Source organism: Nonomuraea sp. NPDC050404 (assembly GCF_040655495.1).
GTDB lineage: Bacteria > Actinomycetota > Actinomycetes > Streptosporangiales > Streptosporangiaceae > Nonomuraea.
Genome location: NZ_JBFAKB010000002.1, coordinates 165,112 through 177,969 on the forward strand (window position 1 = coordinate 165,112; position 12,858 = coordinate 177,969).

The following is a 12,858-nucleotide window of genomic DNA, read 5'->3' on the forward strand; positions in this document are numbered from 1 at the left end:
TAGCCTGTGTGTCGAATCGCGTGTCCGCTTAGGGTGATCAACATGCATCGAAGTCGTGTTTACGCCCTCCTGATCGACACCCCCTCCCCGGAAGCCGAGGCGGCGGCCGCCTTCTGGGCCGCGGCGCTGGGAGCCACGGCCAGTCCGCTGCCCTCCTATGAGCAGTTCATCTCCCTGCACGGGGCCATGCCCCAGCCCGGCCTGCTCATGGCCGTGCAGGTGACGGACGACGACACGCCCCGCATCCACGTGGACATCGAGACCGACGACCTCGAGGCGGAGGTCCGGCGCCTGACCGCCCTGGGGGCGAGTGAGGTGGCGCGGTGGCAGGAGTGCCGCACCCTGCGCGTTCCCGGCGGTCATCTCATGTGCGTGTTGCCCGTGGAGAGCGACCGTGCGGTGTTCGAGGCGGAGGCCAAGACCTGGCCCTGAGCCTCGCGCTGGTAGACGAGGCGGGTGGGGGCGGGGGTGGTGGTGTAGAGGACCTCGCGGGTCAGGGGGTTGGCGAACTCGTACGCGCTGCCGCACACCACCAGCAGTCCCCTGCCCAGCGCCCGCTCGCAGTGCCCGGCCACCTCCTGCGGCGCCAGCCCGAGCAGCCCGCCGAGCAGCACGGGATCGAACGCCCCGCCCAGCACGCTCGCCGCCCGCAACACCCGCAGCCCCCGCTCGCCGAGCCCGCGCAGCCGCCCGAGCACGACCACCCGCACCGCCTCGGGCACCTGCCCATTCGCCACCGCGGACGGGCCCGCCACCGCCTCCTGCACCTGCCCGTTCCCCACCGCGGACGCGCCCGCCACCGCCTCGGGCATCTGCCCGTTCCTCACCGCAGGCATGCCCGCTGCCGCCTCGGCCAGTAGGGCGGCCACGAGTTGCGGCTGGCCGCGGGTGCGTGACCACACCTCGTCGGCCAGCCCCGCGTCGCCCGCCAGTTCGCGCACCGCCGCCATGGGCAGCGGTCCCGGCCGTACCGTCTCCGCCACCCCGCGCAGGGCCTCGACCACCCCGTCCTCACCCGTGAGCGCCGTCGCGACGATCAGCAGCCGCACCCCCGACACGCGCCTGGCCAGGTAGTGCACCAGCTCGACGGTGGCCGGCCCGGCGGCGTGCAGGTCCTCCAGGACCAGGAGCACCGGCTCGCGGGCGGCCAGCGCGCGCAGGAACGCGGTGACGGCCTCGAAGGCGTACCGGCGCTCCATGGCCTGGCCCTGCACCAGCGACTCCAGCGCCGCCGCCCACGTGCCCGCCAGCTCGCGCAGCACGTCCCCGGGCAGGTGGGCGATGCGGGGGCGCAGCGCGTCCACGAAGGGCTGCAGGAACAGCGCCCGCTCGATCTCGTGGCAGCGGGCCCGCAACACGCTCCCGCCCGTCGCGCCCGCCATCCGCTCCGCCTCGGCCGCCAGCCGCGACTTGCCGATGCCCGGCTCGCCGGCGATCAGCAGCACCCCGGTGCGTCCCGCCGCCGCCCGCGCCCACGCCCGCGAGATCCGCGCCACCTCATCGCCCCGCCCGGCGAGCGCGGGACCCGGCGCGGCCACGGGCTCCTCGCGCAGGATGGCCACGTGCACGGCCCGGGTCGCCGCCGCGGGGTCCGTGCCCAGTTCGGCCGCCAGCCGGTGCCGCAGCCGTTCGTAGGCCAGCAGCGCCTTCGCCGGCTCGCCCGCCACCGCGTACGCACGCATCAGCAGCCGGCAGGCCGCCTCGTCGAACGGATCGGCCCGCACCGCGGCCTCGGCCGCCCGCCGCGCCCTGCCAGGGTCGGCTCCCCGCAGGCCCGCGCCGGCGGCCGCGTGCCTGGCGCGCCGTACCAGCCCCGCCGCCTCCTCCCTGGCCGCCGCCAGCCACCCCGCGTCCGGTTCGCCGGCCAGCACCACGCCGTCGTGCAGCAGTTCCACGGCCCGTCCCGCCGCGGCCCCCGCCAGCGACGCCTCCCCTGCGTTCAGGCAGCCCTCGGCCTCGACGACCAGCCCGGCGGCCAGATCCAGATCGACTCGTACGCCGGGCGCGCCACCCAGCCGGTACCCGCTCCGCCCGCCGATCACGATCCCGGCGCCCAACGTCCCGCGCAGCCTGCTGACCAGCGTCGCCACGTTCTGCACCGGCTGTTTCGGCCCGCCGCCCGGCCACAGCGCCTCCGCCACCCGGTCGGCGGCCAGCACGCCGCTCCGCTCGGCCGCGAGCAGCTTCAGCAGCGTCCTGGCCTTCCCACCGATGGCCCCCCGCGGGTACGGCACCCCGTCCCGTTCAATGGCGAAGGACCCGGCGAGCCTGATCAGCACCCCATTCGCCTCGGTCATGTCACCCCCGGCATCACGGCCTCCTACCTGGTGGGCGTGACACCGGTGTTCCACGCCTGTTCCATGACCGTGGAACAGGTTTGGCCCGCCCACGGGACGGGGTGAAGCGGGTGGCTCAACCGCGTGCGGCCTTCAGGTGGGCCGCCGCCGCCTGCTCCAGATGGACGAGGTCGGAGGCCACGGTCGCGAACGTGTAGCCCTCGGCCAGCCGCCGCGCCGCCTGCTCGCCGGTGGGGTTGTGGATCCCGGCCGCGATGCCCGCCCGCGCCGCCGCCGTGCGCACGGTCTCCAGCGCCGCCTCGAACACCTCGGCCACGTCGGGGTCGTTCGGGAACTTGCCGCCCACGGCCAGGCACAGGTCGGACGGGCCGACGTACACGCCGTCCAGGCCGGGGGTGGCGCAGATCTCCTCGATGTTGGCCAGCCCGTCGGGCGTCTCGATCATGGCCAGGACCAGCACGCTGGCGTCCGATTCAGCCGGGATGGGACCGATGCGCAACATGGAGCGCATCGGCCCGTACGAGCGGCGGCCCCCGGCGGGGTAGCGGGCGGCGGAGACGGCGCGGGCGGCGTCCTCGGCCGTGTCCACCAGCGGCACGATCACGCCGCCCGCGCCGAAGTCCAGCGCCCGGCCGATGACGGCGGGGTCGCCCGACTCGACGCGTACGACGCCGACGGACCGGCCGCCCGCGTCGATGGCCATGAGGTTGCTCAGCAGCCCCGCGTTCCCGATCAGGCCGTGCTGGGCGTCCAGCGCCACGTAGTCGTACCCGAGCCGGGCCAGCCGTTCGGTGGCGACGGGCGCGTCCAGCACCACCCAGTAGCCGACGCACTGTTCCCGGTCACGGATCTTCCTGGCGAACTCGGCTGCGGTCATGGCGGTCTCCTCAACGGTTACAGGGGGGCACTGGGCCGCTCAGCGGTTGTAGGCGGGCATCGGGCCGCGCAGTGACTCTCCCACGGCGTCGCAGGCGGCGGCCACGTCGGCGGGCAGCGGCCCGGCCGCCAGCGCGGCCAGGTTGGCCCGCAGGTGGTCGAGGCTGGAGGCGCCGAGCAGCACGGCGCTCACCACCGGCTTGCCGAGCAGCCAGCGCAGCGACAACTCGGCCGTCGGCAGCCCGGCGTCCAGCGCGATCTTGTGCAGCGTCTCGACGGCCTCGAAGAGCTGGGCGTCCCAGTACCGCTCCCGGTACATCGCCGCCAGCCGCGAATCCCCGAACCTGCCCGTCTCCGGCGTCCGGTCGAAGCGGTGCCGGCCGGTCAGCAGGCCGCCGCCGAGCGGGTTGTAGACCATCGTGCGCAGCCCGGCGGTGAGCGCGAACTCGGCGTACTCGTCCTCGATCCGCCTGGCCAGCAGGTTGTAGAGCTGCTGGGCCACCACGGGACGCGGGTGGATCCCGGCGATCTGCCAGGCCGCGTAGTTGGACACGCCCAGGGCGCCGATCTTGCCCTCGGCCATGAGGTCGGCGACCGTGGCCAGGGTGTCGTCCAGGGGTGTGGCCCGGTCGGGCTGGTGCAGGTAGAACAGGTCCACGTGCGCCACGCCCAGCCGCCGCAGGCTGCCCTCCAGCGCGGCCCGCAGCCCGGCCGGGGACAGGGGCGCGTGCCCGCCGGCGTCCGGGTGCGGGATGCCGGCCTTGGTCGCCAGCACGACGCGGTCCCTGCGGCCGCGCAGCAGCGGGCCGAGTATCTCCTCGGCGGCCCCGCCCGCGTAGCCGTTGGCCGTGTCCACGCCGGTCACGCCGTGGTCGAGCGCGAGGTCCAGCATGCGCCCGGCGGTGTCCGCGTCAACGGTGTCACCGAAGGTCATGGTTCCGAGCACCGGCTCGGGGGTCATGGAGCGGCTCCTTCCGCCGTGGCGCTTGCGATGGTTGCACTCTGGCATGATCTGCGCGAATCGTGCAATACTTCTCGCGTGATCTGCGCAATCTGGAGGTGAGGCCGATGTTCGCGCTGGCCGACGACCTCTCCGGCGCGGCGGAGACGGCTGCCGCGCTCATGACCTCCGCGCGTTCCGCGCGCATCGCGCTGTCCGGCCCGCCATACCCTTCAGACCCGCACGTGCTGGTCGCCGACCTCGACAGCCGCCATCACCCAAGGGCCGCCGAGCTGGTACGGGAGGCGCTCGCGCACGCCGCGGGCCGCCGCGTCTTCGTCAAGGTCGACTCCCTTCTGCGCGGCGGTGTCGCGGCCACGGTCGCGGCCTGCCTCGATGCCCCCGTCGTGTTCGCCCCCGCGCTGCCGGTCGCCGGGCGGACGGTGGTGGGCGGCGTGCCGTACATCAAGGGGATTCCGCTGCGCGAAACGCGCATGTGGCACGCCGAATCCCGGCCCGCGCCCGCGTCCGTCGCCGAGGCTCTGCGCGGTGTCCCGGTCGCGCAGGTTCCCCTCGCCACCGTTCGCGCCGGTCGGGAGGTCCTGGCCGAGACGCTCAGGCGGGCGGGGGCCGGCGGCCGGGTGGCGGTGTGCGACGCGGAGACCGACGGCGACCTCGACCTGGTGGCGGCGGGCGCGCTCGCCGCCGGCCCGGGCACGCGCCTGATCGGCGCCGGCGGCCTCGCCACCGCCCTCGGCCGCACTCTTCCCGCCGGGAAAGCCGCCCAGAAGGCCGCCCAGAAGGCCGCCCCGAAAGCCGCCGGGAAAGCCCCTGGGAACGTTGTCGCCCGGGAAGCCGCGTCCCCGGACACCCCGCTGCTCGTCGTCGTCGGGACCGCGCACCCCGGTGCGACCGCCCAGGCCGAACTCCTCTCCGAACACGGCGCCCGCCTGCTCCCCCTCGACACGAACGCCCTGAACGCGCAGGAAACCACCGCCCACCGCGTACGCGACGCCCTGACCACCGCCCCCACGGTGCTGACCGTCGCCGGCGCGGCCGACCCCGCCACCCTCACCACCATCCTGGGCGCCATCGTCGCGCGGGCCCTCGCCGACCGGCCCGCGCACCTCGTCCTGACCGGCGGCGAGACCGCGCGGCGGGTCCTGGACGCGCTCGGTGTCCGTGAGCTGACCCCGATCGGCCAGGTGCACCACGGCGCCGTCCACTGCCGCACTCCCCTGGGCCACTCGGTGGTGACGAGGCCGGGCAGTTTCGGCGACCGCGACAGCCTTCTCCGCATAGCAGCTCATCTCTCCCCGGAAAGCTTCAGATCAGAAGAAAGGCTGACATGAGCACACCTCTCATCGCCCTCACCATGGGAGACGGCTCCGGCGTAGGGCCGGAGGTGGTCGTCGGCGCGTTGCAGGCCCCCGAGCCCGCCGCGTTCTGCCGCCCCGTGGTCATCGGCGACGCCGGACGCCTGCGCAAGGCCGCCGGGTTCCTCGGCCTGCGGCCGGAGGTGGTGACCGTGGACGGCGTGGCCGGGGCCGTGTTCGAGCCGGGCCGGATCAACGTCATCGACCCCGGCCTGCTCCCCGACGACCTCCCGTGGGGGGAGTTGTCGGCGGTGGCGGGGAACGCGGCCTACGAGTACGTGCGGATCGCGAGCGAACTGGCCATGTCCGGCCAGGTCCGGGCCATCTGCACGGCCCCGCTGAACAAGGAGGCGCTGCACGCCGCCGGCCACCTCTACCCCGGCCACACCGAACTGCTGGCCCACCTCACCGGCACCGAGGAGGTGTCGATGATGTTGTCCACCGCCAAGGTCAAGGTCATCCACGTCACCACGCACATCGGCCTCATCGACGCGGTCGCCCGCATCGAGCCGGGCCTGGTGGAGCGCACGATCCGGCGCGGCGAGGCGGCCATGCGCGGCTCCGGCCTCGTACGCCCCAAGATCGGCGTGTGCGGCATCAACCCGCACGCGGGCGAGAACGGCCTGTTCGGGTACGGCGAGGAGGCGGAGAAGATCGTCCCCGCGGTCGAGCTCCTGCGCGCCGAGGGCATGGACGTGCACGGCCCGCTGCCGGCCGACACGGCGTTCTTCCTGGCGGGGCGCGGCGACTACGACCTGATCGTGGCCATGTACCACGACCAGGGCCACGGCCCGGTCAAGGTGCTGGGCCTGGAGGCGGGCGTCAACATCACCGTCGGCCTGCCCGTGATCAGGACCTCCGTCGACCACGGCACCGCCTTCGACATCGCGGGGAAGGGCGTCGCGGACGCCGGTAGCATGATCGAGGCCCTCCGGCAGGCGGCCGAGCTTTCCTCGGCGCAGGGTCTGTAGCGGGAGGAGGACGCCACGATGGGCCGTGCGGCACGGGTACGCCGTGACGAGATCGTCCGCCTGGCCACCACCACCGGCCTGGCCAGCGTCGAGGAGCTGTCGGCCCAGCTCGGCGTGACCGCCTCCACCATCCGCCGTGACCTGGCGCACCTGAAGTCGGCCGGCCTGCTGGCCCGTACGTACGGCGGCGCCATGGCGGTGGTCACCCACCCGGAGGCGTCGCTGCGGCAGCGGATCGGGGAGGCGTTCGAGGCCAAGCGCGCCATCGCCGCCTGGGCCGCCGCCCAGATCCGCCCGGGCGAGACGGTGCTGCTGGACTCGGGCTCGACCACGGGCGCCCTGGCCCACGAGCTGCGTAACGCGGCGGACCTGACGGTGGCGACCACGGGCCTGACCGCGTTGCAGGAGCTGGTGGGGGCGACAGGCGTGCACGTCGAGTGCCTGGGCGGCACGCTGCGCCACGTCAGCCAGGGCTTCGTGGGGCCGCTGGCCGAGGCGGCGCTGAGCCGGATGACGTTCGACCGCGTGTTCCTGGGCGCCGACGGGGTGACGGCGGAGGAGGGCATCTGTGAGGCCAGCCTGCAGCAGACCAGGTTCAAGGAGCTGATGATGGAGCGCTCGCGGCACGTCTACCTGCTGGTGCACGCCGCCAAGCTGGGCCGCCGCCCGTTCCACGCCTGGGCCCGCATGCCGGAGTCCTGGACCCTGGTCACGGACGCGTCGGCGACCGGGGGCGCGCTCGCGCCGTTCACCGCGCGAGGCGTCGAAACCGTGGCCGTCGTCCCTTAGATATTTCCGTTGACGGCCGTCCCCGGCGTGGACCAGGATGATCGCCGCCAACCGGCCGGCTACTGGGGGAGCGACCGATGACCTTCCGTCTCGAAGGACCCGTGCTCGAAGGCGACCGCGTACGCCTCGAACCCCTGGCCCGCCACCACGTCACCGACCTGGCCGAGGCCGCGGAGCAGGACCGCCGCGCGTACACCTTCACCTGGGTGCCCAGGGCCGCCGAGGTCGGCGGCTACATCGACGAGCAGCTCGCGCGGGCCGCGACGGGCAGGCTGGCGCCGTACGCGCAGGTGGCCAGGGCGTCGGGCCGCGCCGTCGGCGTCACCGCCTACTGGGATCCGCGCCTGTGGCCGGACGAGAGCCGGTTGCGGGCGGTCGAGGTCGGATTCACCTGGCTCGGCGGATCGGCGCTGGGCTCCGGCCTGAACACCGAGGCGAAGTACCTGCTGTTCCGGCACGCCTTCGAGAGCTGGAACGTGGCCAGGGTCGATCTGAAGACGGACGCCCGCAACGGCCGTTCGCGCGCCGCCATCGAGAAGGTCGGCGCGCGTTTTGAAGGCGTGCTCCGCAGTTGGTCGCAGTCGTGGGCGCCGGGTGAGGACGGCCGGCTCCGTGATTCGGCGATGTTCTCGGTCATCGCCGAGGAATGGCCGCGGTGCCGCGCGCACCTGGAGGCGCTGCTGAAGCGGGGTTAGCGCTGGTCACGGCTCCGCGTTCCGGTCGAGGCCGAGCGTGGCGATGAGGTCTTCGTGGAGCTGGAACCAGACGCGATGACAGGAATCGACGTCGGTACGGTCCACCCAGGCGTTCTCCCCGGCCCGCGCCCGCGCCAGGGCGGCGGCGAACCGGGTGTCGTACCCGCGGAACCGTGTCAGGACGCTCCCGAGCCGGTCGGCCAGGGGCGTGAGCGCACGATCGACGCAGGCGAGCTCGTGCAGGACCCCGGCGTCCCAGGCGGGGTCGGCGTGGTCGTTGACGGCGAGCCGGTCACCGGCGGTGGGCCGGAGCTGCCAGTCGGTGCAGGCCCGTAGCAGGAGGGCGTTCAGCGGGAGGAACGTGCGGTAGACGCCACGGACCTCCTCGGCGCCGCCGACGCGCGCCAGCTCGGCCGCGAGTTGCCGCTCGTTCTCGGCCCGGCCCGCTTCGGTCAGCGACCAGCCCGCGGTGCCGGCGAAGGCGGAGCTCCCGGTCCAGCCGCACGCCTCGGCGTCACCCAGCAGCTCCTCGGTAAGGGCGGCGTCGAGACCGTACCGCCGCGCGACCTCCGGAGTGTCGGCGAACCCGAGGACGCGCACGGCGTGCAGGACCAGCAGGCCGGGCGGCGAGTCGCGGGTCACGAGCCGTCGTCCTGCCGCGCCGCCAGGCGGTTGAAGTGCTGCTGGCATGCCTGGGGAGAGTTGAAGCCCATCGCGTTCGCCATCTGCGCCCAGGTCAGCCCGGCGCTGCGGGCGGTGAACAGCAGGGCCGACTCAAGCCCTTCGGCTTCGGCGCGGGCGGCGGGCAGGAGGGTCAGCGCGCTCAGGATCTCCTCCGGGGCCAGGTCGGCGTTGCGCCAGACGGCGTACTGGACCAGGTCCAGCGCCGACGGCGGGGCCGGCGAGGGGCGCCACGGGCGGGCGTCGAGCGTGTCCGCGCCCAGGCGCAGGAGGTGTTCGGTCGCGTCGCGCTCGCGGTCGGCCTGGGCGTGGTCCTCGCGCCCGGTGTGGTTGATGTCCTGCTTGCGTGACATGCCCCTTATGATCCACAATCAATAAATTGTTGTCAATGTTTCGTTGAAAGGCGGGCGGATGATCGTACCCCTCGGGTCGGCTGAGGCCGATACGTGCGGGGGCAAGGCCGGTGCGCTCGGCGCGCTGCTCCGGGCGGGGTTGCCGGTTCCCGACGGCTTCGTCGTGCCGTTCGCCGTTTACCGCGATCTGCGCTTTGAAGGGTACGCCGTCCGGCGGGCGATCGAGGCCCGCCCGCTTCCCGCCGGTCTGATCGACGCGCTCGGACGCGCGCTGGGCGAGCTCGGCGATCCGCCCGTCGCGGTGCGGTCCTCCGCCGCGCACGAGGACACCGGCCTCACGTCGGCGGCCGGTCAGCACGACAGCTTTCTCGCCGTACGCGGGGTCGGCGCGGTCGGCGACGCCGTACGCGCCTGCTGGGCCTCGCTGTTCACTTCGCGCGCCATCGACTACCGAGGGGCATCCGGCGGGTCCTTCGACGATCTCGCCATGGCCGTTCTCGTGCAACGCCATCTGGACGCCGAGGTGTCCGGGGTCATGTTCACGGACCCGCGTGACGCGATCCGCATCGAGGCGTCCTGGGGGCTCGGCCCCAGCGTCGTCGGCGGCACGGTCACCCCTGACGCCTACCGCGTCACCGAGAAAGGAGGGGTTACCCACCAAATCGCGCACAAGCGGACCCGCCTGGACCGGCGCGGCGGGCAACTCGTCCTGACAGACGTGCCCACCGGCGACCGCGACCGGCCGGCGATCGACGACGCGACCGCCGTGCGGCTCGCCGAGCTGGGCAAGGAGGTCGCCGCCGTACGTGGTGGACCGCAGGACATCGAGTGGGCGATCGCCGGCGGACGTACCTGGATTCTGCAGGCACGCCCGGTCACCGCCGCACTCCCGGCGTGGCCGTCACCCGCCGGCCGCCCCGGCACGCTGACCGGAACACCGGGCAGCCACGGGATCGTGACCGGCACCGCGAGGATCATCCACGGCCCCCGCGACTTCCCCCGCGCGCACCCCGGGGACATCATCGTCTGCCCCTTCACCGACCCCGCCTGGACTCCGCTGCTCCGCATCGCGGGCGGCGTCGTCACCGAGACCGGAGGCGTACTCTCCCACGCCGCGATCGTCGCCCGCGAGCACGGCATCCCCGCCGTCCTCGGTGTCCCGAACGCGACGGGCAGCCTCCACGACGGCACCACCATCACGATCGACGGCACCACCGGCACCATCACGGCGGCCGGCACGTGAGCGATCACCCACACCCCACGGATCGAAAGGAGAAGGGAAGCGGGCCCGAGCGGGCCCCGCACCCCTGCTGCTCATGACCACGCGACACCTCTACCTGGTACGTCACGGCGCGGCCGACGCGTTCGGAAACCTCACCGACGTCGGTCGCCGGCAGGCGGCCCTGCTGGGCGAACGGCTCGCCCGCCTGCCGATCGACGCCGTGTGGCACTCCGCGCTGCCCCGCGCCGTGGCCAGCGCGCACGAACTCGCCCGGCACCTGCCCGCGAACCCGCCCGTCACCGAGGCCGCCGAACTCATCGACCATGTGCCCTACGTCCCCCCGGCGGCCGAGATGCCCAAGCCCTGGGCCGGATTCTTCGACGGTTACGACGACGCCGAGGCGGCCTCGGGCCGGAAACTCGCCGAAGCCCTGGTCGCCCGGTTCGCGCAGTCCCCCGATCCCACCGCGGCCGACACCCACGAGGTCCTGGTGACCCATGCCTTCCAGGTCGCGTGGCTGGTACGGCACGCCCTGGACGCGCCGCCGTCCCGGTGGCTCGGCATGAACAGCGGCAACACCGCGCTGACCGTCATCGACTACCGCATCGGCCTGCCGCCGACGCTGGTGATGTTCAACGACATGAGCCACCTGCCGGCCGACCTGCGCTGGACCGGCTTCCCCGACGGAACGAGGCCATAGGCCCCTTTAGCTGGCGTACATGCGGGCCTGGAGGTGGTACAGCTCGGCGTAGCGGCCGCCGGTGGCCAGGAGTTCGTCGTGGGTGCCCTGCTCGGCCAGCTCGCCCTCGTGCAGGAGGTGTACGCGGTCGGCGTTCCTGGCGCTGGCCAGCCGGTGGGTGATGAGGACGACCAGGCGGCCGGGGGCGAGGGCGCGCAACGACTCGTACAGGGCGAATTCGGCCTTGGCGTCGAGGGGTGCGGTGGGCTCGTCCCAGATGAGGATCGGCGCGTCGCGGAACAGGCCACGGGCGATCGCCAGCCGCTGCCACTGCCCGCCGGACAGGTCGTGACCGCCGTGGAACGCCTTGGACAGCAGCGTGTCCCAGCCGTCCGGGAGCCCCGCCACGACGGTGTCGGCGCCCGCGAGTTCGGCCGCCGCGCGCAGGGCCGCGTCGCCGGGGTCGGTGCGGTCGTGGCGGCCGGCCCTGACGTTGGCGCGGGCGGTGTGCGGCCAGCGGATCGGGTCCTGCGGGACCAGGGTGACGCGGTCGGCGACGGTACGGGGGTCCAGTGCGGTCAGGTCGGCGCCGTCCCAGGTGACGCGGCCCGAGGTGGGCGCGTACAGGCCGGCGATGATCTTGGCGAGGGTGGACTTGCCCGAACCGTTCTCACCGACCAGGGCGATGGTCTCGCCCGCGCGCACGGTCAGGTCGATGCCCTTCAGCGCCGGGAACGGGCTGCCCGGGTAGGTGAAATGAACCTCCTCCAGCGCGACCTCGCCGGGCAGCCGAGGCGCGCGACGCGCGGCGGCGGCGCCTGGGGCGGCTTCGGCCTCGTGCAGGAAGCGTTGGTAGTCGTGCACGTACAGGCCCTGTTCAAAGAGCTGGTTGACGGTGACGGCGAGTTGCGCCAGGGAGCCGCGCGCCGTCCGTACGGCCATCGCCGCCGCCCCGGCGACGGCCAGCGGGATCCACCCCGCCTGGAGCAGCGCCGCCAGCGCGGCGAACGTCGCCCCGGTCGCCACGCCGCCCATCCCCCGCCCTATCGCGTGCACGCGCAGCCGGTCGAGCGCCACGCGCACCTCCTCCTCCCGCAGCGGATCGGCCGCCTGCGCGTACTCCTGGAGCATGAACTCCTGCGCCTGGCAGGCCCGGATCTCGGCGGCGGGCTCGCGGGCGGTGGCCAGGTCGCTGATCATCCGCACCCGCCGGTTGAGCGTGACCGTGCCGGTCATGTGCCGGTACGACAACCGCGCCGCCCGCTGAATCGCCCACGCCGACGGCAGCACCCCCACCGCCAGCACCGGCAGCAACACGGGATGCAGCACCGCCACGCTCGCGAAGGCGGCCGTCACCGACAGCGCCGAGCCGATGAGCCCCACCACGTTGTCCACGGCCCGCTCGACGTGGTAAATGCCCCGGTCGCGGGCCCGTTGCATCCTGTCGTGGAAGGCGGCGTCGTCGAACGCGGCCAGCTCCACCCGCAGGCTCGCGGCGAGCAGGTCGCCCTCCGCCACCCTGCGCACCGCCGGCGGCACCCGCGCGTGCACCGCCGCGACCACCGTCTCGACCGTCGCACGCAGCGTGTACGCGCCCACAACCAGCCCGATCGTGGGCAGCGCCGCCACCAGCCCGACGGCCAGCAGCCGCTCCAGCGCCCCGGCCACCGCCAGCAGCCCGAACGCCGTCGCCAGCCCGGACACCACTTCCAGGCCCAGCACGAGCAGGGCATGCCGGGGCGCCGCCCGCGCGACGATCGCGAGCACCGCCCTGGCCGTGGCCGGCAACCGCCCGAACATGGCCACAATGCCCGGATCGGCATCCGGCTCGTCAAGCCGCCAGTACGGCGAGACCATCTCCGGCGCACCGGAGGCCCCAGGCTCCGCCGATGCGGACCGGCTCGACTCGGGATCGCCCGATGCGGACCGGCTCGACTCGGGATCGCCCGATGCGGGCCGACTCGACTCGGGCTCGCCCG

General features: G+C 73.9%; 13 protein-coding genes. 7 read left to right on the forward strand and 6 right to left on the reverse strand.

Annotated features, from left to right (window positions below; translation table 11 throughout):
* Window positions 1-42 precede the first annotated feature (42 nt).
* Window positions 43-432, forward strand: coding sequence for a VOC family protein (locus AB0I81_RS05990; RefSeq protein ID WP_360650693.1), 390 nt, complete (start codon window positions 43-45; stop codon window positions 430-432).
* On the opposite strand, the gene AB0I81_RS05995 is transcribed toward AB0I81_RS05990, so the two are convergent.
* From AB0I81_RS05995 to AB0I81_RS06005, 3 genes are all read right to left on the reverse strand, one after another.
* Window positions 360-2,297 carry an AAA family ATPase gene (locus tag AB0I81_RS05995; RefSeq protein WP_360650696.1) on the reverse strand — a complete coding sequence of 646 codons (1,938 nt, stop codon included), beginning with the start codon at window positions 2,295-2,297 and terminating at the stop codon, window positions 360-362. The genes AB0I81_RS05990 and AB0I81_RS05995 overlap by 73 nt on opposite strands.
* A gap of 115 nt (window positions 2,298-2,412) precedes the next feature.
* Window positions 2,413-3,174, reverse strand: a complete 762-nt coding sequence (locus tag AB0I81_RS06000) for an aldolase/citrate lyase family protein (RefSeq protein WP_360650699.1) — start codon at window positions 3,172-3,174, stop codon at window positions 2,413-2,415.
* Between the two features lie 39 nt (window positions 3,175-3,213).
* Window positions 3,214-4,134 (reverse strand): aldo/keto reductase, encoded by a 921-nt coding sequence (locus AB0I81_RS06005; protein WP_360650703.1) that lies wholly within the window; start codon window positions 4,132-4,134, stop codon window positions 3,214-3,216.
* Between the two features lie 107 nt (window positions 4,135-4,241).
* Here AB0I81_RS06005 and AB0I81_RS06010 point away from each other — a divergent pair, with 107 nt between their 5' ends.
* The 4 genes from AB0I81_RS06010 to AB0I81_RS06025 all read left to right on the forward strand — a co-directional run bounded on the left by AB0I81_RS06010 (window position 4,242) and on the right by AB0I81_RS06025 (window position 7,944).
* Window positions 4,242-5,465: a four-carbon acid sugar kinase family protein gene (locus AB0I81_RS06010; RefSeq protein ID WP_360650706.1), complete on the forward strand. Its 1,224-nt coding sequence runs from the start codon at window positions 4,242-4,244 to the stop codon at window positions 5,463-5,465.
* Window positions 5,462-6,460 (forward strand): 4-hydroxythreonine-4-phosphate dehydrogenase PdxA, encoded by a 999-nt coding sequence (gene pdxA, locus AB0I81_RS06015; protein ID WP_360650709.1) that lies wholly within the window; start codon window positions 5,462-5,464, stop codon window positions 6,458-6,460. The genes AB0I81_RS06010 and pdxA overlap by 4 nt, the downstream gene beginning before the upstream one ends.
* An 18-nt stretch (window positions 6,461-6,478) precedes the next feature.
* Window positions 6,479-7,249 (forward strand): DeoR/GlpR family DNA-binding transcription regulator, encoded by a 771-nt coding sequence (locus AB0I81_RS06020; RefSeq protein ID WP_360650712.1) that lies wholly within the window; start codon window positions 6,479-6,481, stop codon window positions 7,247-7,249.
* Window positions 7,250-7,326: 77 nt separating this feature from the next.
* Window positions 7,327-7,944, forward strand: coding sequence for a GNAT family protein (locus tag AB0I81_RS06025; protein WP_360650715.1), 618 nt, complete (start codon window positions 7,327-7,329; stop codon window positions 7,942-7,944).
* Between the two features lie 6 nt (window positions 7,945-7,950).
* Here the strand turns inward: AB0I81_RS06025 and AB0I81_RS06030 are convergent, their stop codons facing one another.
* Together AB0I81_RS06030 and AB0I81_RS06035 are read right to left on the reverse strand one after the other, a co-directional pair.
* Complete coding sequence (locus tag AB0I81_RS06030; protein WP_360650718.1) at window positions 7,951-8,586, reverse strand: transcriptional regulator; 636 nt, start codon at window positions 8,584-8,586, stop codon at window positions 7,951-7,953.
* Window positions 8,583-8,978, reverse strand: coding sequence for a DNA-binding protein (locus tag AB0I81_RS06035; RefSeq protein WP_360650721.1), 396 nt, complete (start codon window positions 8,976-8,978; stop codon window positions 8,583-8,585). The genes AB0I81_RS06030 and AB0I81_RS06035 overlap by 4 nt, the downstream gene beginning before the upstream one ends.
* Window positions 8,979-9,036: 58 nt before the next feature.
* Here AB0I81_RS06035 and AB0I81_RS06040 point away from each other — a divergent pair, with 58 nt between their 5' ends.
* Together AB0I81_RS06040 and AB0I81_RS06045 are read left to right on the forward strand one after the other, a co-directional pair.
* Window positions 9,037-10,221 (forward strand): PEP/pyruvate-binding domain-containing protein, encoded by a 1,185-nt coding sequence (locus tag AB0I81_RS06040; protein ID WP_360650724.1) that lies wholly within the window; start codon window positions 9,037-9,039, stop codon window positions 10,219-10,221.
* A gap of 73 nt (window positions 10,222-10,294) precedes the next feature.
* On the forward strand, window positions 10,295-10,900 hold the full coding sequence (locus AB0I81_RS06045) for a histidine phosphatase family protein (RefSeq protein WP_360650727.1): 606 nt from the start codon (window positions 10,295-10,297) through the stop codon (window positions 10,898-10,900).
* 6 nt (window positions 10,901-10,906) lie between these two features.
* Here the strand turns inward: AB0I81_RS06045 and AB0I81_RS06050 are convergent, their stop codons facing one another.
* The gene (locus tag AB0I81_RS06050) at window positions 10,907-12,736 is read right to left on the reverse strand and encodes an ABC transporter ATP-binding protein (protein WP_360650730.1); all 1,830 of its coding nucleotides are present in this window, start codon (window positions 12,734-12,736) and stop codon (window positions 10,907-10,909) included.
* Between the last annotated feature and the right edge of the window lie 122 nt (window positions 12,737-12,858).